Source organism: Paraburkholderia sp. BL6665CI2N2, assembly GCF_004366535.1.
Lineage (GTDB): Bacteria > Pseudomonadota > Gammaproteobacteria > Burkholderiales > Burkholderiaceae > Paraburkholderia.
In genome coordinates, this window is record NZ_SORC01000001.1 from 2,137,527 (window position 1) to 2,159,822 (window position 22,296).

At 63.6% G+C, this 22,296-nt stretch carries 20 protein-coding genes; 9 read left to right on the forward strand and 11 right to left on the reverse strand.

What is annotated here, in order from left to right:
• The first annotated feature begins 405 nt into the window (after window positions 1-405).
• Window positions 406-2,589, forward strand: a complete 2,184-nt coding sequence (locus B0G81_RS09580) for a M1 family metallopeptidase (protein ID WP_134134824.1) — start codon at window positions 406-408, stop codon at window positions 2,587-2,589.
• Window positions 2,590-2,688: 99 nt separating this feature from the next.
• On the opposite strand, the gene B0G81_RS09585 is transcribed toward B0G81_RS09580, so the two are convergent.
• Window positions 2,689-3,336 carry a glutathione S-transferase gene (locus B0G81_RS09585; protein ID WP_134134826.1) on the reverse strand — a complete coding sequence of 216 codons (648 nt, stop codon included), beginning with the start codon at window positions 3,334-3,336 and terminating at the stop codon, window positions 2,689-2,691.
• An 83-nt stretch (window positions 3,337-3,419) separates the two neighbouring features.
• Window positions 3,420-4,166, reverse strand: a complete 747-nt coding sequence (locus tag B0G81_RS09590) for a glucose 1-dehydrogenase (RefSeq protein ID WP_134134828.1) — start codon at window positions 4,164-4,166, stop codon at window positions 3,420-3,422.
• Between the two features lie 383 nt (window positions 4,167-4,549).
• Between B0G81_RS09590 and B0G81_RS09595 the strand changes: the two genes are divergently transcribed.
• Together B0G81_RS09595 and B0G81_RS09600 are read left to right on the forward strand one after the other, a co-directional pair.
• On the forward strand, window positions 4,550-5,494 hold the full coding sequence (locus B0G81_RS09595) for a metallophosphoesterase (RefSeq protein ID WP_106278132.1): 945 nt from the start codon (window positions 4,550-4,552) through the stop codon (window positions 5,492-5,494).
• Window positions 5,495-5,527: 33 nt separating this feature from the next.
• Window positions 5,528-5,872 carry a cupredoxin family copper-binding protein gene (locus B0G81_RS09600; protein ID WP_116121748.1) on the forward strand — a complete coding sequence of 115 codons (345 nt, stop codon included), beginning with the start codon at window positions 5,528-5,530 and terminating at the stop codon, window positions 5,870-5,872.
• Between the two features lie 159 nt (window positions 5,873-6,031).
• Here the strand turns inward: B0G81_RS09600 and B0G81_RS09605 are convergent, their stop codons facing one another.
• Window positions 6,032-7,021, reverse strand: coding sequence for a zinc-dependent alcohol dehydrogenase family protein (locus B0G81_RS09605; RefSeq protein ID WP_134134830.1), 990 nt, complete (start codon window positions 7,019-7,021; stop codon window positions 6,032-6,034).
• Between the two features lie 632 nt (window positions 7,022-7,653).
• On the opposite strand from B0G81_RS09605, the gene B0G81_RS09615 reads away from it, so the two are divergent.
• Together B0G81_RS09615 and B0G81_RS09620 are read left to right on the forward strand one after the other, a co-directional pair.
• Window positions 7,654-8,406 (forward strand): hypothetical protein, encoded by a 753-nt coding sequence (locus B0G81_RS09615; RefSeq protein ID WP_134134832.1) that lies wholly within the window; start codon window positions 7,654-7,656, stop codon window positions 8,404-8,406.
• 40 nt (window positions 8,407-8,446) lie between these two features.
• Window positions 8,447-9,535 (forward strand): GGDEF domain-containing protein, encoded by a 1,089-nt coding sequence (locus B0G81_RS09620; protein ID WP_134134834.1) that lies wholly within the window; start codon window positions 8,447-8,449, stop codon window positions 9,533-9,535.
• A gap of 9 nt (window positions 9,536-9,544) precedes the next feature.
• Here B0G81_RS09620 and B0G81_RS09625 read toward each other — a convergent pair whose 3' ends face one another.
• The gene (locus B0G81_RS09625; RefSeq protein WP_134134836.1) at window positions 9,545-9,769 is read right to left on the reverse strand and encodes a DUF1289 domain-containing protein; all 225 of its coding nucleotides are present in this window, start codon (window positions 9,767-9,769) and stop codon (window positions 9,545-9,547) included.
• A 228-nt stretch (window positions 9,770-9,997) separates the two neighbouring features.
• On the opposite strand from B0G81_RS09625, the gene B0G81_RS09630 reads away from it, so the two are divergent.
• A complete protein-coding gene (locus B0G81_RS09630; RefSeq protein ID WP_134134838.1) occupies window positions 9,998-10,864 on the forward strand; it encodes a phytochelatin synthase family protein in 867 nt (288 codons plus the stop codon).
• Window positions 10,865-10,975: 111 nt separating this feature from the next.
• Here the strand turns inward: B0G81_RS09630 and B0G81_RS09635 are convergent, their stop codons facing one another.
• From B0G81_RS09635 to B0G81_RS09655, 5 genes are all read right to left on the reverse strand, one after another.
• The gene (locus B0G81_RS09635; protein ID WP_134134840.1) at window positions 10,976-11,638 is read right to left on the reverse strand and encodes a glutathione S-transferase family protein; all 663 of its coding nucleotides are present in this window, start codon (window positions 11,636-11,638) and stop codon (window positions 10,976-10,978) included.
• 155 nt (window positions 11,639-11,793) lie between these two features.
• Window positions 11,794-12,183 (reverse strand): VOC family protein, encoded by a 390-nt coding sequence (locus tag B0G81_RS09640; RefSeq protein WP_134134841.1) that lies wholly within the window; start codon window positions 12,181-12,183, stop codon window positions 11,794-11,796.
• Window positions 12,184-12,263: 80 nt separating this feature from the next.
• On the reverse strand, window positions 12,264-13,853 hold the full coding sequence (glgA, locus tag B0G81_RS09645; protein WP_134134843.1) for a glycogen synthase GlgA: 1,590 nt from the start codon (window positions 13,851-13,853) through the stop codon (window positions 12,264-12,266).
• Window positions 13,854-14,173: 320 nt separating this feature from the next.
• The gene (locus B0G81_RS09650) at window positions 14,174-15,646 is read right to left on the reverse strand and encodes a sodium:solute symporter (protein WP_116121740.1); all 1,473 of its coding nucleotides are present in this window, start codon (window positions 15,644-15,646) and stop codon (window positions 14,174-14,176) included.
• Window positions 15,643-15,858, reverse strand: coding sequence for a DUF3311 domain-containing protein (locus tag B0G81_RS09655; RefSeq protein ID WP_116144978.1), 216 nt, complete (start codon window positions 15,856-15,858; stop codon window positions 15,643-15,645). The genes B0G81_RS09650 and B0G81_RS09655 overlap by 4 nt, the downstream gene beginning before the upstream one ends.
• Before the next feature lie 374 nt (window positions 15,859-16,232).
• Between B0G81_RS09655 and B0G81_RS09660 the strand changes: the two genes are divergently transcribed.
• Entirely contained in the window at window positions 16,233-16,910 is a 678-nt protein-coding gene (locus tag B0G81_RS09660) for a MarC family protein (protein ID WP_106278405.1), read from the forward strand.
• Between the two features lie 87 nt (window positions 16,911-16,997).
• Window positions 16,998-17,831, forward strand: a complete 834-nt coding sequence (locus tag B0G81_RS09665; RefSeq protein WP_134134845.1) for a class II glutamine amidotransferase — start codon at window positions 16,998-17,000, stop codon at window positions 17,829-17,831.
• A 27-nt stretch (window positions 17,832-17,858) separates the two neighbouring features.
• Here B0G81_RS09665 and B0G81_RS09670 read toward each other — a convergent pair whose 3' ends face one another.
• On the reverse strand, window positions 17,859-19,604 hold the full coding sequence (locus B0G81_RS09670; protein ID WP_134143042.1) for a cobalamin biosynthesis protein CobT: 1,746 nt from the start codon (window positions 19,602-19,604) through the stop codon (window positions 17,859-17,861).
• Window positions 19,605-19,609: 5 nt separating this feature from the next.
• Window positions 19,610-20,839, reverse strand: coding sequence for an AAA family ATPase (locus B0G81_RS09675; RefSeq protein ID WP_134134847.1), 1,230 nt, complete (start codon window positions 20,837-20,839; stop codon window positions 19,610-19,612).
• Between the two features lie 320 nt (window positions 20,840-21,159).
• On the opposite strand from B0G81_RS09675, the gene B0G81_RS09680 reads away from it, so the two are divergent.
• Complete coding sequence (locus B0G81_RS09680) at window positions 21,160-22,245, forward strand: porin (RefSeq protein WP_134134849.1); 1,086 nt, start codon at window positions 21,160-21,162, stop codon at window positions 22,243-22,245.
• The last annotated feature ends 51 nt before the right edge of the window (window positions 22,246-22,296 follow it).

Consider the following 22,296-nt stretch of genomic DNA (forward strand, 5'->3'; position numbering starts at 1 on the left):
CGATGCCATTCGATTTGCATACGCATCGCGCGAGTGAAAGAAAGTTTGTGAAAGGAAGTTGACACGGGAACGTTTGCCAAACTAGGCTACGCACTGTCGTCAAAAAACTGATCCGGTTTAATCCACCTGCCCGGAGACGCAGGTAAGCCGCCGCTTTGCCGATCAGCCGGACGATCGAATAACAGCCCGGGAAAATACCCAGGTCTGTCGAAATGAAAGCATTGTAATAAACGTGTGTCGCAATTCTAAAATCAGCCACAAGTGCTGAGGCGCCAACACGTCTTTATATTCTCGCTAGCAATTCGGTGCTGGTGCGGGAGACCTTTGCCGCTGAAAAAAAGAGAAATCCAGCTTAAGCACTCAACGCACTTTCTTTTGCCGATATTGTCAGTCGAGGATTAAATTATGCGTATAAATTTCCGATTGCAGATGCAGTGCCTCGCATTAGCCGGAGTTGCGATTCTGGTGGGATGCGGCGGCAGCGACGGCTCGTCTGCCTTGACGAGCAAATCCGGGCAGGCGCCCGCGGCCGCGTCAGGCGCCTCCGAAGTGGCGCTGGTCCCACCCGCCGCGCCCGTCGTGGCCAACACCTCGATCAACAAGACGGTGCCGCCCGTCGAGTTGCCCGACACGGTGACGCCGCTCAACTACAAGCTGTGGTTCCGGCCGAACCCCGCGCTGTCTTCGTTCGACGGCCGCGCCGACGTGCAGATCAAGGTGCAGAAGGCCGTCAACGCGATCACGATCGCCGGGCACCGCGTCAAGTTCACCAACGGCACCATCACCCTTCAGCCGGGCAATATTCCGTTGATCGCCACGCCGCAGGACGACGGCGACTTCTATCAACTGCGTCCCGCGAGCGGGCAGATCGCCGCCGGCAACTACTCGCTGCACATGGAGTGGAGCGGGATCATCAACTTCAAGACCTATGACGATCCGGTCGCGAAGACCGGCGGCAGTTGCGGCGACGATCCCTATCCGGGTTGCTCCGCGGCTGAAGGCGTGTTCCGCGTCGACCTGAAGTCGACCGACGGCACGACGAGCGGCGCGATCCTCACGCAAGGCGAATCGAACCTCGCGCGCCAATGGTTCCCCGGCTGGGACGAGCCGGCTTTCCGGCCCACCTACGAGGTGAGCGCGGAGGTCCCGCAGAACTGGAACGTGGTCTCGAACGCGGCCGAGAAACCGGCGGTGAACGTGGATAGCGGCTACAAGCTGGTGTCGTTCGAGAAGACGCCGCCCATGCCGTCGTATCTGCTGTTTTTCGGCGGCGGCCAGTTCGACATTCTCGAAGACGACTTCACGAGCCCGCTGCCCGACGGCAAAGGTCTGCATCTACGGATTTTCACGCCGCCCGGCATGCGCGACTGGGCCAAACCGGCCATGCAGCAAACCAAGCAGGCACTCGATTACTACTATCGCTACACGGGTATTCCGCTGCCCCTTACCAAGTTCGACACGATCGCGGCCAACGACGCGTTCAAGGAGCAGAAGGACCTGAACTTCGGCGGCATGGAGAACTGGGGCGCCATTCTGGAATTCGCCGACGACATTCTGCCGGCACCGGGCACGACCATGTCCGACTACGGCGTGACGGTGCTCACGCATGAAGCCGCGCACCAATGGTTCGGCGATCTGGTCACGCTCGACTGGTGGGACGACGTCTGGCTAAACGAGTCGTTCGCGACGTTCTTCGAGAACAAGACCAAGGTGCGTTTCTTCCCGGACCGCTTCAGCTGGGTCGACGACGTGAAGAACAAGTACGCGGTGATCAATGCCGACCTGAAGTCCACGGCGTTCCCGGTGCAGCCGAATTTCAACGGCTGGGCGTCGAACGACTTCGTGCTGAGCGCGAGCGCCTTCACGTACGACAAAGGCGGTCACGTGCTGAAGATGCTGGAGAACTACCTGGGTGAAGAAGTGATGCGCAAGGGCCTGCAGTCTTATCTCGCCGACTACTCCCTCGGCAACGTTACGCCCAGGCGTTTGTGGGACGAACTGTCGAAAGCGAGCGGCCAGCCGATGGTGGCGATCGGCGACAGCTTCGTGCGGCAAACAGGCGTGCCGCTGATCACGCTCGACACCCAGTGCGATCTGACGACCAACCAGACGGTGGTCACGCTGAAACAGTCGCCGTTCCCGAATCAGAATCAGTATCCGGGCACCCAGTGGACCATTCCGCTGACGCTCGCATACGGCGACGGCCTCACGTCGCGCAAGACGTTGGCGATGAAGGACACGCAAACGCAGGTGCGTCTGAACGGCTGTTCCGCGGTGCTCGCCGATCCGAGCGGTCTCGATTACTACGTGACCAACTACAGCAATAACGCATGGAGCCAGTTGCTCGCGCAGGGTAGTGCGCTGAAGGATCCGGTCCTGCTGACCAGCCTGCAACTCGAGGCGAAGCTGCTGGTGAACAGCGGTCTCGCGGATCCGTCGCGCGTCACGAGTATTGGCTCGCTGAGCCCGGCGGCCACACCGCTTGCGCGCCAGTTGCTCATGACGGCGCCGACCACGCAGTCGCAGCGTCCGACGATCCGCTATCAGGGCAAGTTCAAACTGAAGCCGCAGGCGCAGCAAGGCCAATAAGCGGCCGTACCGCGTAGTCCAGCGGCCCGCATCGTGTTGCAGCGATGCGGGCCGCTGTTTTCATGCCGCTTCAGATGCCGCTTCAGATGCCGCCACAAGTCACGCCGAAGCGCTGGGTCGCGAGGACACTGTGTCGTACCAGCGCCTGAGCGATTTCAGCTCAGCCGGCACTTGCATGTCGATTGCTTTGGCGGCGAAGTCGATCGTCACGAGCGCGGTGATGTCGGCAACCGAGAAGCGCTCGCCCGCCACGAACGCGGACTGTTTCAGACGATCGTCGAGGTCCGCCAGGAAATGAGCGGCCCGTTGCCGGCTGCGCTCGGCGAGCGCAGCAATCTGCTCGTAGTCATGCGGGCCGGCAATCGCGCGACCCTTCAAACCGGGAGCGGTGTTGCGGATCGCTTCCATCACCGAGGCAAATCCCTCCTGTTCCGCGCGCCGTTCCCACATCGTGATCAGCGCCTTGTCTTTCGGCGTGGTGCCGAATAGCGGTGTGTCGGGATAGACGTCCTCGATGTAGCGCTGGATGGCGGGCACCTCTCCGATCGACGTGCCGTCTTCGAGCACCAGCGTCGGCACGACGCGCCGGGGATTGATCGCGCGATAGGCGTCGCCGTGCTGTTCGCGTTTGCCGAGGTCGACCGCCGCGAGCGTGACCGTCACGCCTTTTTCAGCGAGAAAGATGCGTACGCGTCGCGAGTTCGGCGACGCAGTGGAATGGTAAAGCGTCAATGTTTCGCTAGTCATGTTGTTAGTCCTTTGAATGATGCTTCGCGGCGCGCGCCCATGGCCGCGCGCGCCGCTGCGATCGGGCGGCGACCGGCCGAGGATCAGCCGGCCGTCTTGCCGCCGTCGACGGTGACGATCTGTCCCGTGACGAACGAGGCCGCTTCCGATGCCAGGAACACGATGGCGCGCGCCACTTCGACCGGCTGGCCGACCCGGCCGAGCGGCACCTTGGCGGCGAGCGCGGCTTTGTTCTCCGGCGTGCCGGTGAAACGGTCGAGCATGCCGGTATCGGTCGGCCCCGGCGCGACGGCGTTGACCCGCACGCCGATGGACGCCACTTCGAGCGCCGCCGACTTGGTCATGCCTTCCACCGCATGCTTGCTGCCGGCGTACACGGAAGCGAAGGCCGCGCCTTCGTGACCGTACGTCGACGAAACGTTCACCACGCTGCCGCTCTTTTGCGCCGACATCACGCGCAATTCGTGCTTCATGCTGAGCAGCGTGCCGAGCACATTGGTGTCGAACGTCGCGCTGTAGCTCTCGACGGTTTGACTGGTGATCGCGCCGGGTTGGCCTTCAGTGCCGGCGTTGTTGACGGCGGCGTCGAGGCGGCCGAAGCGTGCGACCGTCTGATCGAAGAGGTTGGCGACTTCGTCGTCGCGGCGTACGTCGGCCTGGATGAAGTGGGCGTCCGCGCCGAGTTCGCGCAGTTCTTTTTCGAGTGCCTTGCCTTCGGCTTCGCGACGGCCGGACACGACGAGACGGGCGCCGGTTTCGGCGAAGGCGACGGCAGTGGCGCGGCCGATGCCGGTGAGTGCGCCGGTGATCAGAATGACGGGCTGGCTCATTTTAAACTCCTGGTGGGTATGTGTTTGCGGTATGGGGGCGAAGCAGGCCGCGGTTGGTTGAGCGAGTTGTGATCTGCTTTGAATCACTGCCTTGAGTGCAATTTAGTGATTTCCCGGCCGGAGTAAAAAGACTTTATAAGCTGGCTGGCATGCCTGACAGGCATGGGTTGGCTGGGCAGCGCAAATGCTCGACGCGGGCCGTGCGTTCGCCCGCCGCGTCGGAAGACCCTCTATCAATCCGTCAGCGCCGCAAGGCGTTTCATCCCTTCATTGATCGAAGCTGGAATAAAACCGACGCCGGCCTGGTCATGCCTGACGAACGACTCGCGAGGGCCGCCGGATGATCCACGGCTCGACTGCGACTCTTAAAACGTGAGGTCAACATGTCATCACATGATTCATTCAACGCGTCGCGGCGCGGCGCACTCAGGTGTCTTGCGTTCGGAGGTCTCGGCACGGTGTTCGTTCTGACGGGCGGCATTCTCACGCCGGTGGAACTGGCACTCGCGGCCGACCAGAATTCATCCGCCGCAAAAGGCGGTGTGCCGCTTTTCCTGCAGATCAGCGACTCGCACATCGGCTTTAACAAGGAAGCCAATCCCGACGTGGCGGGCACGCTGAAACAGACCATCGAGTACGTCAATGCGATGCCGGTTAAACCCGCGCTGACCATTCATACCGGCGATATCACGCATCTGTCCAAGGCGTCGGAGTTCGATCTGGCCGCCCAGCTGATGTCCGGTCTGAATATCACGGAGTTGCACACCGTGCCCGGCGAGCACGACGTGACGGACGGCCCGGGAACCGAATACTTCAGCCGCTTCGGCAAGGCCTCGGACAATAAGGGCTATTACAGCTTCGACCATCAGGGCGTGCATTTCATCGGCCTCGTCAACGTGATGCATTTCAAGCCGAACGGCCTGGGCGGCCTCGGCGACGAACAACTCGAGTGGCTCGAAAACGATCTGAAAGGACGCTCGTCCAGCACGCCGATCGTCGTGTTCGCGCACATGCCTATGTGGACGATCTACGAGCCGTGGGGGTGGGGCACCGGCGATGCGGGCCAGGCGATGAGCTATCTGAAACGCTTCGGCTCGGTGACCGTTCTGAACGGCCACATCCATCAGATCGTGTCGAAAGTGGAGGGCAACATCACGTTCCATACGGCGCGCTCGACCGCCTATCCGCAGCCGACCGCCGGCAACGGCACCGGCCCCGGACCGTTGACGGTGCCCAGCGACCAGCTTCCGAAAATGCTCGGTGTGACCAGCATCAAGATTGCCCGGCATCCGCTCAAGGCCACGCTCGACGACACGACGCTGGTTTAAACGCCAGTTCTTTTCTAATGCAGGAGATCAGTTATGCAAACTAAAAAAATTCGCCGCGTTTTGCTCGCAATAGCCGCGAGTTGGGCACTGTTCGCGGCATCGTCGGGGTTGTCCGTGGCGCGCGCGGAGACGCCCAACACAGTCACCATCAAGAATTTCATGTTCATGCCGATGGAGATGACGGTCAAAGCCGGTTCGACGGTGACCTGGAAGAATCTCGATGGCGAGCCGCACACGGTAGTGAACGACTCGGGCATGTTCCGCTCTGCCGCGCTCGACCAGAACGACACGTACCAGTTCAAGTTCGACAAGCCGGGGGTGTACAAGGTGTTCTGCGGCATTCATCCGAACATGAAGGAGACCATCACGGTGCAGTGAGCGCGAGCGTCGCAGGAGACCCTCTACAGACTGCTGCCGGGGCTCGGTGCGCATGCAAGGGCGGCTCGGGATCACCGCCTTCGTGGAAAACTGCCTCGCCGACGAAACCGCTCCCGCCGCACGCGCGGCGAGCCCGGCGCTCGAATCCGCCAGTCCGATCTAGAGCGTCACGACGATCTTGCCGAACTGGCCGTTCTCTTCCAGATAGCGATGCGCTTCCACCATGTCGTCGAATCTGAAGGTGCGGTCGATCACCGGCTTGAGCGCGCCGCTCGCGAAGCCTTTCAGCACATAATCCACCGCGGCCTTCTGCCGTACGGGGTCGCCGCTCGTGAGCCAGATGTTATGGGCCTTCACGGTCAGCACCTTGGCGATCATGTCGAGCAACGGCAACGTCGTGGCTTCCTCGCTCAGCGCGCCATAGATGTAGGCGACGCCCTGAAACGACAGCGCCGCGAGCAGCTTCGCGAAGCTCGGGCCGCCGACCGGGTCGAACGCCACGCGTGCGCCTTTGCCGTCCGTGATGCGCATGACTTCCGCCACCAGATCGGTTTCGCCGGTCGCGACCACGTGCGCGGCGCCGGCTTCGAGCAGTCGCTCGCGTTTCGCCGAAGTGCGCGTAAGCGCGATCGACGTCGCGCCGGCGTAGTTGGCGATCTGAATTGCTGCAAGGCCGACGCTGCTCGACGCGGCTGGCACGATGACGAAGTCGCCCGGGCCCACCTTCGCGTCTTCGATCAGCGCGCCGTAGGCTGTCACGAACATCATCCAGACCGATGCCGCCTCGGCGGACGAGAGCGACTCGGGATGCTTCACGACGGCACTGTCCGGCACGACGATCACTTCGCCATACGTGAAGTACTGGTTCATCGAGAACGACGGCATCACGTTGACCTTGTCGCCGGGCGCGATACCGGTCACGTCGGCGCCGACCGCATCGACGACGCCCGCGGCTTCATAGCCGAGTCCCGCGGGAAACCGGACGGGCTCGATATAGGCGTCGCTGCGCCACATCGACTCGGCGCGATTCAGTCCGATGGCCTCGACCTTGATGCGAACTTCGTGCGGACCAGGCGTGACCAGCGGCGTCTCGATGAATTCGAGCACTTCAGGGCCACCGGCTTTCGCAAACATGATGGTGCGTGACATTAACAATCTCCGGGTTGGGTGAGCGCCCTCGCCACGAACAAGGCAAGCGAGGCAAGCGAAGCGCGTGCGCTCAGGCTGTTTCAGCGGTTTGTTCAGCGGCTTCTACAGTAGGCGAATAAACTGGAAAATCCGAGTAGTGCTTTTCGTCGCCGCGCCAGAATGCCGCGCGGACGTATGGCGTGAGCGGCAGTTTGTGCTGGAGCCGGTACGGCAGGTTGCTGAGGCAGATGCCTTCCGCAAAGGCTGGCCCCACTGCGAAGCAGACCGTCGGGAACAGCACTTGCGTTTGAAATGCAATCCCCGAAGCGTTGATACCTCCACTGTGTGTGAAGTGGTGGCCGCATGATCGCAGCCATGAGCGGAGCCCTGCCGCGCGCGCCTGCATGTTTTGTCAGGGCGCCCGGCGCGTGTCTCGCGCACATTGCGCGTGGCTATGCGCGGTGTGGAACGTTTTACATGTTTCTTCCGCGCAAAACTGCCTCGCAAAGACTGCGTTTAAAGCGCAGCATTGCCGTGTTGATGTCGTCGTGCGAAGGGCAGGCTGCGTGCTTCGAGCGGCTTTGCATGCACCTGAAATCGTCTGAATAAAGTCGGCCTGCCGGCCGAACGTAAGGATTCCGGAGCGTATTGCGATGTACAACGATACAGACTCGCCAAAATCGGTGCTCGATGGCCAGCATGCCGGCGGCCAGACGAGCGGTCTGTCAAATTCCGCCACGCCGCCGCCGAGGTTCGGACGCCTCGCGATGTGCATGGCCGCGGCCAGCGCGCTTGCAATCGGCGTATTGGGCACGGTGGCGTATAGCGTCTGGTTCAACCACGATCAGCAGGCGTACGCCGAAGCAATGGCCGGCGCACGCCGGGCGCTTGGCAACGGTGTGTCGGCGAACGCGGCTGTGGCGGTTGTGATGGCGAAAAACGCCGGTGCGACCGCGGTCCCGGCCGAAAGCGCGTCGGCCAAGCCGGTGCAAGCGCTGCCTTCGTCTCAGGTAATGGCGACGAGCGGGGCGACCGTGCCGGCATCGCCAGCGGGCACGGATCCGGAAGCGGGCGGGCAGTTCGCGTCCTGGTCCGGCGAGGTCAAGGCCAAGGCCTTCGCGGCGCAGCCTGTGCGTGTTGCCAATGTGGCATCCGGCACGTCCGTGCCTACGGCGCCGCCGCCCACGCCCGCTCGCCGGTCCGCGAACGCCAGCGCTGCACCGACGCAGCAGCTCGCCGCGTCGCATCCCGGCAAGGACGGTCGCGCCGCGCCGCAGGAGCGCCGCGCGCCTGAAAACGCGCGCCACAAAAATAACCTGTTCGCCCGCGTGGGGCTCTTCTTTCGTCGTGTGAATTACCGGCAACATGGCAACGCAAATCGGCAAGACATCTATTCCCACCCGTGAGCCGCGTCGTGCCGGGCGCGCCGGTTCAGATGGCGCTTTCATGAGCCCATTCAGACGCGCTCCCGCCATGCTCGCCGGCGCGTCATTGCTTTGCCTGCTCGTGGGCCTGCTTTATCTCGCGTTGCAGATCCGGACCATCTTTTCCGATCAGTTGAAGCAGGAATACGCCGGCCTCGTGCTCGAAGCGGCGGAGCGCGCGGAAAGTGCTCGCGCAATCGTCGACGTGTGGCAGCAAAGCGCGCAGCAGCAAGCGCAGCGGCAAGCCGGCGACAGCCAGGCGCAAACGCAAGGTTACCGCCATGCACGTATCGAACTCGCCGATCGCCTGAAGTCGCTCGCCGCATTGGTGAATGCGAGCCCATCGGCTGCGCCGCGGATGCCGCCATCGGCATTGGCGCCCGATGCCAGTCTGAATGGCACCGATGCGTTGCTCGGCGCGATCCAGTCGTATTGGCGCGCGCAACGCGATGCCGATGGCGCCGACGTGCGCCTGCGCATTGCCCATGTCGCGAACGTGTTGATCGCGCTGGCCGCGCTGCTGTTCTGCATGTTGCTCACCGCGCTCGGCATGTACGCGAAACGCAATCGTCAACTGGCGGGCGAATCGCACGAATTCGAGTACGCGGCGTTGCACGATTCCCTGACCGGGTTGCCGAACCGGCGCAATCTGTTCGCCACGCTCGACGAGGTGGCGGCGAATTTGCACGCCGGCCCGACGTCTCGCCAGATCGCCGTGCTGTATGTCGACCTGGACGGCTTCAAGCAGGTCAACGACACGCTCGGTCACCGCGTCGGCGATGAATTCCTGGTTGCGGTGTCGCGGTCCTTTCGCGAGTCGGTACGCAAAGAGGATATCGTCGCGCGCATTGGCGGCGACGAATTCGCGGTACTGATTCGGGAGTATTCGACGGCGGATGAATTGGCCGAGATTGCTCAACGGCTGATAACGTGCGTGGTCGAGACCGACGCGGAGATGGGCATCGGCGTGGTGCGCGCGAGCATCGGTATTGCCAGCTACCCCGATCCCGTTAGCGATTATCAGCGCCTCGTCGCCGCCGCCGACGACGCGATGTATCACGTCAAGCGCGGCGGCAAAGACGGTTACGCGTTCGCGGCTCGGGTTGAGTGAGCGGCGCGCTCAGGACGTTTGAGTCTCGGGTGCCGGCTGCGCCGCTTGCGCCCCTTGCGTCGCCGGTTTCAGTATCGCTTCCCTACCGGGTCGTTCATTGATGACCGCGAGACGCACGTCGTCGCTCATGGTCTTCCACGCGCGGATTTCGTCGCGCGTACGCAGACAGCCGAGACAGAAGCCCGTTTCGCCGTCGAGTTTGCAAATGTCGATGCAGGGTGACTGGATTGTCATGATCCGACTAGCGGTTCCGTGGGGTTGACCTCGCCGGTGATGGGCGAGAGTCGGATGGAAAATGCTGCAGCATTGTAGGGGAGAAGCGCGCTTCGCGGGCCAAAGCGCGTGCGCCGTCGCGCACGCAGAGTCTTGTTTCGTGTTACAAAATCGGGGCTTACACGCGCGCGTCGATGCACGCGCCGGCGCCGCCGCAGTCATCGGGGTTCATCCACAGCGGAAAAATCCATGTTCAAATATTCGTTGATGCGCGCCATCGGGCGCTTGAGCCGGCCTGAATGGATTGTCACCGTTATGGCCGCGGCGCTGGCCGCGTGTGCGCCGGTGCCGCCGGCCAGCAGTCAGGCCGCCGTTCCGCCGGCCGTTATTCAGTCTGCCGGTCAGCCCGCTGTTCAGCCCGCTATTCGCCCCAATAGCGAGGCCTCCGCGCGCCCGGCCGACGGCCCGCTGCCGGTGCCGCCGAATCTCGTCGCGTTGGCGCAGCCTGCCGGCCAGAAGCGGCTGACGAGCTCCAGCTCCAACCAGTCGTACTGGCCCCTCTCGCAGTATTTCGAAACCCAGCGCAACCAGGCCTATTGCTCCGTCGCGACCTCGGTCATGGCGCTCAACGCATTGGGCATCCGTCGGCCCCAATCGACGCAGTACCCCGACTTCCCGTTCTTCTCGCAGGACGATTTCTTCCAGGGCATCGATCCGCAGGTGGCCAACGCCGCCAAGGTTTCGCAGGAGGGCATGACGCTCGATCAGCTCAGCACGGCTTTGAATTCCTTCCCGGTCGAGGTCAGGAAATATCACGCAGCGGACCTGTCGCTCGGCCAGTTCCGCGATCTGGTGCGCGCGACCACGGGCCACAGCGACCGCTTCGTGCTATTGAATTTCAGGCGCGTGGAAATCGGCGAGGCGGGCGGCGGACATTGGTCGCCGCTCGCTGCGTACGACTCGGCGAGCGACAGCGCGTTGCTGCTCGACGTGGCGCGCTACAAATATCCGGCTGTCTGGGTGCCGATCGCGCAGTTGTACGCAGGCGCATTGGCGGTGGATAGCGTGAGCGGACTTTCACGCGGCATTGTGATCATCGGCAAGCGGCCGACTTGACGCCGGTCAGCCGGGACAGCCACGACAGTCTCAAATGCGCGACACGAAAGACGGCTCGCGCGAGTGGGGCCACAGCAACCCGGTACCCGCGTGATCTCGATCAAGCGCGCGTCACTGTTCCTCGTTACGCCATTCGGTCAGCCCTTCGCGCGCATTTAGTTCAATGAACGAAGGCCGCGCGCGTAGCTGTCGGATATAACGTGCGAGATTCGGCCAACCGAGCGCGGGCCGCGGCATATTGCGAGTCCAGCGCATCAGCATGACGGCCATGAAGTCGGCGGTGCTGAGCTTGTCGCCGATCAGATAGTCATGGCTTGCGCCGAGATGGGCATCGAGCTTGTCCCACGCCGCGTCGAGACGACGGCAGGCCAGCGCGCGAACTGCTTCGGCGCCGGCAGGGTCGCCGTCGGAGTCCGCATAGAACCAGTCGCGCATGGCGGGCAGAATCGTGTTGGCGAGATAGACCATCATTTCGAGCCATGCGGCGCGATCGACGGAACCCGGCTCCGGGGCGAGCGCCGCCTCGGGATGCCGCTCGGCCAGCAGCATCAGCAACGCGGCCGACTCGTGGCGCGGCGTGCCGTCGACGACCAGCGTGGGCACGCGTCCCGCGGGATTGAGCCGCAAATACGCCGGGTCGTGCTGCCGGCCGGCGTCGATGTCGATCAGTTGCGATTCGAACGAGATGCCGAGTTCGATCAGCATCCAGTGCACGGCCATGCTCGCCGCGCCGGGCGAATAGTAGAGCACGTAAGGGGTGGAGTCGCTGTGCATAGTGGCTTGAGGTCCGGTTTCGATCCGGCGGACAGTCTACCCCCGTTCCCGGCAGATGCCCATGCGCCGGCGCCGAGGAAACGGGACTCGCGGTGCAAGCTTCCGCACGCAGCAGCTTGCCCAACGGTGGCATTAGCTTGTCGCGCGGCTTCTGTTCATACCCACGCCGCTTGCTGCAAAACGATCCGATACCCGTCCGGGTCTTCGAACGTTTTGCCTTGACGGTCCCAGTAAGGATTCTCCGATGCGCACGCCGGCACGCCGAGCGCTTCGAGCCGGTCGACGGCCGCGCTCCATGCATCGTGTTCGGGGAGATAGAGCACGAGCAGGTGCTCGGCGGTCGGCGCGCGTTCGACGGTCACGCCATGCTGATGGGTGAACTCGATGTGCCAGTGGCAGTCGCGCCGTCCGACGATGACGCCATCGAAGCCTTCATGATTCTCGAAGCTCGCGAGAACTTCGAAGCCCAAGCCCCGCGTATAGAAATCGGCAACATTACGCAGATTGTTGGTAGGACGAGCGACTCGGAGAACGGGCGGCTGCATCGACAACTCCACGAAACACGGATAGGCCGCCAGCATACCGTGCCGCGCGCGCTAGAGCGCGCCCGAGTGCGTCAAACGGTTCAGGCGCTACGCGCCATCTCGCCAATGCCCGCGTTGAACTCTTCCCTGCGTGTACCCGTCGCGGCCGCCGTATGGGCTCGAACCGGGCTCTTGCGAACTTGCGTATCGCGCAGCGCCGGACGTGCGTCCACCAGATCCGCGTACAAGGCGAGATAGTTCGCGCTCGACGCGTCCCAGCCGGACTCGCGGCTCATCGCATTGCGCTGCAACACGTGCCACGACGACGGCTGCACGAACGCGGCCAGCGCGCGGCCGAGCGCATGCATGACGTCGTCCGGGCTTTCGCCGTCGAACAGGAAGCCCGTCGCCTGATGTTCGCCGCGAGGATCGTGCGGCGCATAGTCGACGATCGTATCGGCCAGACCGCCGACGCGCGAGGCTACCGGGATCGTGCCGTAGCGCATCGCATAGAGTTGCGTGAGTCCGCACGGTTCGAAGCGGCTGCCGTGAAGCAGAATGTCCGCGCCCGCGTGCAGCATGTGCGCACGCCGCTCGTCATAGCCGATCTGCACGCCCACGCGTCCCGGCCACGCCGCCGCGACGCCCTGCAATGCCTGTTCGAGACCATGCTCGCCCTGGCCGAGAATCGCGAACTGCAGCCGGGGATGCCGTTCGAGCAGCGCCGGCAGCGTATGCACGACGACATCGGCGAGCTTCTGTTCGGTCAGACGGCTGCCGATCGCGACCAGCGGCGCGAACGGATCGCGCGTCAAACCGAAGGCCTGTTGCAGTTCGCGCTTGCAGGCCTGCTTGCCGGCGGTGTCGTCGACGGAGTAGGGGCGCGCGATCTGTTTGTCCGTCGCCGGATTCCACACGCGCGTATCGATACCGTTGACGATGCCCGACAGCTTGCCGGCCTGGGCTTGCAACACGCCTTCCATGCCGTGCCCGAAGCGCGGCGTCAGGATCTCGCGGGCATAGCGCCGGCTGACCGTCGTGACGCGATCCGCATGGACGATGCCCGCCTTCATCATGCTCAGCGAGCCGTAGAACTCGATGCTGCGCTCGTCGGACAGCGCGGGCGCCAGCAATTCAGGCGGCACGCCGATCCAGCCGCCCATGGCGAGCGGATGATTGCCCTGGAACGCGAGGTTGTGAATCGTAAAAACGCTTTTCGCGCCGACGCCGGCGAGCCGCAGGTACAGCGGCGTGAGTCCTGCATGCCAATCGTGCGCGTGCACGATGTGAGGGCGCTTCACGTTGCGCACGCCGCGCGCGACTCGCGCGGCCGCTGCCGCGAGCGAGGCGAAGCGCGTGAGGTTGTCCAGGTAGTCACGCCCTTGCGGATCGCGATACAGGCCTTCGCGCGCGAACAGGTGATCCATTTGCAGAAGCAGCACCGGCACGCCGGTATCGGGCATCTGGCCGCGCAGCAGTCGCGCGTCGCCGCCGGGCAGGCCGGTCATGCGCGCGACAGGCTCGACGTCGACCGCGCGTTCGAGCGCGGCCGGATAAGCGGGCATCAGGATCGAGACATCGACGCCGGCATCGCGCAGCGCGGCGGCGTAGGCGCTGACCATGTCGCCGAGGCCGCCGGATTTGGCGAGCGGCAGGGCTTCGGAAGCGACGAGAAGAACGTTAAGCGGCAAAGTGGCCCCCAAGGACGGGTTTTTTGCACTTGCACAGTGCGGTGGGATTCGCGGACGCGTCTATTCAGCAAGGGGTGTGCCTGAGGTCCGCGGTTTTGCAGGGGGCGGCGAGGTGGGTTTGTGTTGCAGTGCGGATGGGCGAATCTTTGGCTTGAAAGGCCTATTTATCTGGCTTGACGCTTAGCCGCCTGGAGCGCGGTTTTTTCATTCGTGTGTAGGTTTGACACTCAATTTCAGAAGCCGGAGCGGCGTCTGAAAATAAAAAGGGCTGTCGCCGGAACGACAGCCCTTCATTCACCGCGCAAATCGCAAAGCCTGAATCAATGCACCGGTGCGTGCGTCTGCTCGACCGGCCGCGGCTGCGTCATCGCGCTCACCACCGCGAACACGATGATGTTCACCGCCAACGCCAGGAAGCCGATATTGATGTCCTTCAAGGCATCGGGCAGGAACGGCATCAGCTGGCCGATGCTCAGGTGCATCGTGGTCGTCACGGCCACCACGGCCACGCCGGCCAGAATCCCGCAAAACGCGCCTTGTTTCGTCGCGCGGTTATGCGGACGCAGGCTGCAGATCACTGCCGGAAAGAGCTGGGTCACGAAGCTGTAGCCCATCAGCAGCAACGCGACGATGGTTTCGCCGCCTTGCAGCGTGAAGCCGACCGCCACCAGCGCCACCACCGGCACGAGGAAGCGCGCGAGCTTCGCCACGGTGGCGTCCGAGGCGTTGCGGCTCACCATGCCGCGATACACGTCGTTGGCAAGCAGCGTCGACGCGGAGGTGAGGATCATCGAGCCGGGCACGAGCGCGGTCAGAATCCCGGCCGCGCCGATCACGCCGACAAACCATGGGTCGAAGGTCTGCAACGACAGGCGGAACAGCGACAGGTCGATGTCGCCGCCCTTCAGACCCGGCACCTTCAGCGTCGCCGCGAAGCCGACGAAGAACACGAACAGCAGAATCAGCTGATACAGCGGCAGCACCATCGCGTTACGGCGGAAAATGCGTTCGTCTTTCGCGGTGAAAATCGAGCCGAACGTATGCGGCCACATGAAGAAGCCCAGCGCCGTCAGCAGCACGGTCGACTGGAACCACGTCACGCTCGAGCCCTTGGCCGGGAAAGTCAGGAAGCCGGGGCGCGCGGCGTCGATGGCGCGGAACATGTCGCCGAAGCCGCCGTAATAGTGCAGCGGCAGATAGATGCCGAGGAACAGCACGATCGCGAGAATCAGCATGTCCTTCACCACCGAATTCCACGCGGAGCCGCGCACGCCGGAGACGATCACATAGGCCGTCACGACACAGGCGCCGATCCACACGGCCGCCGTCGACGAAATCGCGCCGTACGAGGCCGTCGCGACGATAATGCCCAGCCCCTTCAATTGCAGCACGAGGTAGGGAATCAGCGCGGCCACGCCGACCAGCGCGACCAGCGTGCCGAGCGCCGGGCTGTCGTATTTGCGCGTGAAGAAGTGCGGTTGCGAGACGAGGCGGTGATTCTTCGCGTAGCGCCAGATGGGCGGCAGCATCCAGTACGAGAGGATGTACGCGAGCGTGCCGTACGCCAGAATGTAATAGACCGGCGCGCCTTTGCCATAAGCAAAGCCGCTGCCGCCGAGAAAGGTGAAGGTCGTATAGATTTCACCGGCCATCAGCAGGAACACGAAGGCGGTGCCGAAGCTGCGGCCGCCCACGGTCCATTGCTCGAGGCTCATGTCGTGGCCGCGCTTGGCGCGCACCCCGAGGTAAAGCGCAAACAGCGTGATGGCCGCAATGATGACGAGTGCACTCATGAACTGACCTCCTCGCCATCGGCGGCGAGCTGACGGTTGGACGGATCCAGACGGTAGACGATCGCCATGATGATCGAACTGAGCACCACCCACATGACGATCCAGGCCAGCACGAACGGCATGCCGAGCATCAGCGGCTCGACACGATTCACAAACGGAACACCGAGCAGAATGCCGATGAACGGCAGCGCGGCAAGTACACGAAGCAACATGGGGGCAACTCCTCGAACCGGTAAGTACGTCTCGTTGAAAGTGCGGCTTCGCTGGGGACTGTATGCCGGATGCTTCGGTCCCGTAAAGCCGGTCAAAAAAGTGTAGGCTTTCTGAAAGTTGCGGACGCATCTTTATGGGGACGGTTGCTGCGCTGCAAGGCGGCGTGCATAGCGTGGAGCGCTGCGGCACGCCGCCGTCGGCGCCTGGCTTTTTACCGCTTTGGCTGGCGCGGCGCGATATCATCTCGCCACGCAACGCAAGCAACAGTCGGGCAACATCCGGAGCGCCGGAGAGAGTCCGGCTTCATCAACATGGCGCGGCGCGGCGGGTGCGCAATGCAGCCGCCCGAGCCGTCGCTCGACACGGAACGCATATGGTCGAAAGTCTGATCTCGGACATTCTGTTTGGCTTTACCGGGTTGATCAGCATCATCAACCCAATCGGCATTGCATTCGTCTTCCTGGACCGGACTGCTTCGTTGACCACGGAGGAGCGCACCGCGCTCGCCCGCAAGATCGCCATCAACGTGATGTGCGTGCTGCTGGTGGCGTTTTTTATCGGTACGCCGATCCTGCATTTCTTCGGCATCTCCATGCAGGCGCTGCGCATCGGCGGTGGGCTCGCCGTCGCCGTGGGCGGCTGGCAGATGCTCAATGCGCCCGACACGCAGCCGGCCGAAAAGCCGGCGGTCAAGCGGGTGGACGCGGACAACGCGATGTCGAAAGCGTTTTTCCCGTTCACCATTCCGTTGACCACCGGGCCGGGCTCGATTGCGACCGCCGTTGCGCTGACCGCGAACCGCACGCACAAGCTTTCGGAGTTTGTGATTTCGAGCATCGCGTCGGTGGTGATCTCGCTGACAGTGGCCGTCACCGTGTATCTGGTCTATAGCCGCGCGGTGGTGTTCGCCAAATACCTCGGCGTGGAAGGCACCAAGGTCGCCATGCGTGTATCTTCCTTTTTGCTGTTGTGCATCGGCGTGCAGATCATGCTGACCGGCTTCTCCGAATTCCTGATTCCGATCGCGACGATGCAGCCTGTAGCAAAGTAGACGCGCACCCGGCGGCACGCTGTGCCGGGGCGCTTATGCGTACCCGACAGCCATTTTCTTGCATGGGACCCGACAGGAGAGAACCTCATGTGCCGCTGGCTTGCTTATACCGGCAACCCGATTCAGCTCGAAACGGTGTTGTTCAACGCAAAACATTCCCTGATCGACCAGAGCCTGCATTCGCGGCTCGGCCACACCACGACCAACGGCGACGGCTTCGGCATCGGCTGGTACGGCCATCCGACCGATATCCCGTATCGCTACCGCTGCATCCAGCCGGCGTGGAGCGACCGCAATCTGCGCGAAGCCGCGCGGGCGATCCGCGCGCCGCTGTTCGTTGCGCACATCCGCGCGGCGACGGATACGCCTTCGCAGGAAACCAACTGCCATCCGTTCCGTTATGGGCGCTGGCTTTTCGCGCACAACGGGCTGATCCGCAACTATCCGTCCGTGCGCCGCGATCTGATGCTGGCGATCGACCCCGATCTGTTTCCATCCATTGAAGGCTCGACCGATTCCGAGGTGATGTTTTTTCTCGCGCTGAGCTTCGGTCTGGAACTGGCGCCCGTCACCGCGCTGGAGCGGATGGTGGCCTTCGTCGAGGAAACCGGTCGCAAGCACGGCGTGGAAGAGCCGTTAAACATGACGGTGTGCGCGACCGACGGCGAGCAGATCGTCGCCGTGCGATATTCGAGCGAGGGGCAGTCGCGTTCGCTGTTTCACAGCACGTCGTTTCAGCATCTGCACGCGTTGTATCCCGACGATCCGCGTATCGTGGCCGCCGGCGAGCATGCGTTTCTGGTGCTGTCCGAGCCGCTCGCCGACCTGCCGGGCTGGTGGCAAGAGATTCCCGAGAGCACGGCGGTGGTGGCGCGCGGTGGTGTGATCGATCGATATCTGTTCAAGCCGCAAGCGGCGTGACTTGCGTGAACCGCACGAGCGGCGGCGTCAACGCGTGAGCAGCATCGAACTCAACACGGAGAACACGGTCGAGGGCAGGTCGGCGAGGCGGCTGACCACCACGTTGTGCGGATAGAAGTCCTCGACCGCGTCCGTCAGCACGCCGATCCCCACCAGTTCGATGCCGCGCTTGCCGATGGCCGCGACGCGCTCGCGCAGATCGCTGCGCAATACCTGCGGATCGCCGTCGCCGGTGGAGGGATAACCGTCGGAGAACATCATCAGAATGCGCCGTTCGGCCTGACGGTCGGCAAGGCGCGTCGCGGCCCAGGCGAGCGCTTCGCCGTCCGGATTCTCGTGGCCGCAGTCGATCGCGGCGATCCCGCTCAGGTCCGTTGCGCCGAAGCGTTTATAGACTTTGAGATCGAGCCGTTCGACGAAGCGGTTGTAGCGCCGCAGATCCGCGCCGCCGGCGAGTTGACGCTCGAAGAGCTGTTTCATGGGCGCGGATTCGACCGAGCAATAGCCGAGCACTTCGCAATCGAACGACAGTTGCGTGAGCGCGTCGCACAACGCAGCCGCGCACTGGCGCGCGAGTTCGATCTTGCGGCCGGCCATCGAGCCGCTGCGGTCGATCAGCAGCGTCACGGCCACGTCGCGTCCTTTGGCGGCCCGCTGCGTGCGAAACGGCGTGCGGTAACCGGGCGAAGTCGCGAGCCTGGCCAGCGCGGTGCGATCGATCTCGCCGCGCTCCTGCTCACGCCGCCAGCGCGTGCGTTCGTCGGCGCTCAGCGCGCGTTCGAGCTTTTCCTTCAGCGGCGCGGTGTCCGCGCGAGCCCGTGCGCGCAATTCGCGCCAGGCGGCGCTGTCGCCCTGGCCCGTGAGATCGCGGATGTCGTCGAATTCGGTGGCGAGCGGAATCGACAGCGTCGCCCGCGATACGTTCGAGCTTGCGTTTCCGGCTCCGCCATCTGAACGCGCGGACGGCTGTTGCGCATCCGTTGGCGACTGCCCCATACCGACCCCGTTGTCCGCCTGCGCACCACCGCTTCGGTCGGACGGCGGCGAATTTGCGCTGTCCTGATCGGGCAACATGGCGTCGTCACCATCGAGCGGCGCGGACGACGAAGCCGCCGTTTCCGTATCGATGTCCTCTGCTGGATCCGCGGTGAACATCATGCTGTTCGCCTCGCCCGCCGACAGCGCGCGCACGCGCGTCACCAGCGCCTGCGCCGCCGCGATGCTCTGCGCGGTCGAACGGCTCGCGCGCGCTTCGTGCAGCAGATCCTCCGCGGCATGCAACGCGGCGAGCAGCGCATGGCTCGCTTCGATCCGGGCGGGCGGTTCGTTCCACATCGCGCGCTCGACCAGCCAGACCAGCCGGTCGCGCCAGTGCAGCTTCGGCCAGCGCTGCCGCACGCGCTCGGCCGCATGCAGGCGCAACTTGCCGATGAACCAGCGCGCGCCCGGATATTCGTCGAGCAACTGCGCGCAGACGCGACGGTCATCGATTACTTGCGCGAGATTCGCCGCGACGCCCTCGGGCAGCGCGTCGAGTTGCGCGAGCGACGCATGTTTGGCGCGCGCGACCAGCAGATCGAGATAGCCGATCAGCACGTCGCGCTCGACCTCGCCATGCAACTCGTAGGCGGGAATCACAATGCGGCCCGGCTCCACGCGCGGGCCGTCCGGACTGAACACGACCGCCACGCCATATTGCCCGGTCAGCACGCGGGCGACCTTGCTGAGCGTGGATTCGAAGGCGAAGCCGCGCGTGTCGCGGCTTGCGTGCATCGCGCTCACGCTTCAGGGGCCGGCGCGATGTGATGACGAATGATGCCGCGAATCAACGCGGCGTCTTCCGGGCTCACCTTTGCGTAGAGGGCCGGCCCGGCGGCGCGTTCGGGATCGCCCGTACGCAGCATCAGTTCGGCCCAGTCGAGCAGGCGCCGGGTGGAGAACGCGCTCGAGAGATCCTCGCGAGCGAACGCCGCGCGGCAGTCGGCGGCAATCGCGGCGAGCGTGGTGGCGAGCGCGCGCGTCATATGCGGGGCGAGGGTAGCGATCAGGACGTCGGCTTCGTCGGCGGGCGTCAGATAGTCGAGCAGATACACGCGCCAGCGATCGAGAAACGCCTCGTTCATCAGATTGGCGCCCTGATACAGATGGCGGAACTGACTCATCGCGCCGACCGCATTCGCCGTGGCGAACAGGCGGAAGGCCGGATGCGGCGCGACGATTTCATTGCCTTTTTCCTTCAGCACGAGGCGGCCGTGCGGTTCGAGCACGGCGGTGAGGGCGGCGAGAATCGACGGTTCGGCAAAGTCGATTTCGTCGACGATCAGCCAGAGGCCCTCGCGCATGGCCGTGGGCAGCACGCCGTCCACCCACAGCGTCTCGCCGCCCTTGACGGTCCAGAAGCCGACGAAGTCGCCGACGGTGGTCTGCCCGTTCATGTTCGAGCGCAGCACCCCGTGGCGCGAACGCGCCGCGACCTGTTCGATCAGGCTGGTCTTGCCGGCGCCGGTGTGGCCGATCAGCATGACGCGCCGGTTCTCGACGATGTCCTCGACAATGTCGTTGAAGCGCTCGGAGAACAGATAGGCCGGATTGATGCGCGGCACGAGCGGATTGCCGACACCGCACGGCACCTCCACATGACCGATACGCACGGTCTCGCCGGCGTCTTCCCGCTGCCGATGTTTGGCCGCCGAAGCCCGCGCCGCGGCGCGCTGCAATTCCGGCATGAAGGCGACCCGGCCGGCTGCGGACTGCTCGCTCGCGGCGGTGTCCGTGTCCATCGCGAAGCCTTCGCGGCGCCATTTCTTCAGCTTCGCGCGCAGATTTTCCGCGTCCACGACGAGATCGATATCGACCGCGCCAGGGCCCCCGTCACCGTCGACGCCGTGTTCGAGCCGATAGTTTTCCGGCCGGTCGGCCACGCTGACGCGCCACCATTCCGCGCCGTTCTCCGTGGCGCGCTGGTAAAGGCCAAGGTTTTCGTCTTCGATCAGTTCGGGTGCATTCATGGCAGAGGTTGAATAGTCAATAACGAATCATGCATTGCAATTTGGCTGAGGCCGAATCACCGACTATCTTATCTTGAGCGTCTTTTGATCTTCCCGATCCGTTTGCAGGCGAGGTTTGTCGAGCGCATGCCGGTCAAATATTTATTGCGTCAAACGAATAGGCCATGAAGCGCCTGTCGCCTATAGTTCGTCGGACCCGGCGCTATGGTTTTACAAAAATCTTTCACGCCGATCTTGTTGGAAAGCATCCGCAGTCCGCTTTGGCCCGCATCGTGGACACAAAAATTGACGGCACAACAATGAGACTACATACAAAATTAATGGCGGTTCTCGCCGTGGCAAGTCCGCTGGCATACGGTCAAACCAGCGTGAGCTTATATGGCCGCCTCGACGCCGGCCTGGAATACCTGAATCACATCAACAATGGCGCGGGCGGCAGTTCGACCCGCTGGAGCGCCGAAGGCGGCGACTGGGGCACCAGCATGCTGGGCCTCAAAGGCAACGAAGATCTGGGCGGCGGCCTCAGTGCGGTCTTCAACCTCGAAACCGGCTTGCAGGTCATGAACGGTACGACGAGCGGCGGGCGGCTCTGGTCGCGGCGCGCCTTCGCCGGTTTGAAAAGCGAGCAGTGGGGCACGTTGCAAGCCGGCCGTAATCTGTTTATCGACAGCGACGGTGTCTGGGAATTCGATCCGTTCGTGCAGCAGGCGTTTTCGTCGGCCTCGCTCGTGCGTGGGCGCAACTGGCAGCAGACCAGCAACAACGTCGAGTATCACAGCCCGGTATTCTGGGGCTTCGATGTGCAGGCGCAATATGCGTTCGGCAATCAGCCGGGCGCGTTCAACAGCGGCGCGGCCGGCGAGTTCGGCCGCTCGGACGGCATCATGCTGACCTATCACTCGCCGCTCTTCGACGTGCGCGGCATTTACGACGAACTGCGCGACAACAATGGCCGCTTCAGCAACATCTTCCAGGCATCGCGCGAATATTTCGCCGGCGTCAACGTGCATTTCGACGCGGTGAAAATCCAGGGCGCCTACACGCATTACTCCGCGCCCGATTCGCCGGTCGGCGTCGCCGACTCGGCCGATCACTACTGGCTCGGCGCCACTTACAACTTTTTGCCGCGCTGGGCCATGACGGCGGGCGGCTTCTACGTGAAGGTCGGCGACGGTTCGGGCGATGCCGCGCACGACCCCTCCGGACACGCGATGATGTACGTGCTCGGCACCACCTACAACCTGTCGAAGCGCACCTTCCTGTACGGCACCGTGGGCTACGTGCGCAACGGCAGCAACTCGAACTTCTCGCTCGAAGCGTCACCGCGTGACGCGAGCAACAATACGAGTCCGCTGGTGGGCGAATCGCAAACCGGTGCGTATGTCGGGATGCTGCATCAGTTCTGACGCGGTGTGGAGAACGGGTAGTTCGGCATGGCACAAAGGGCGCGCCGGGTT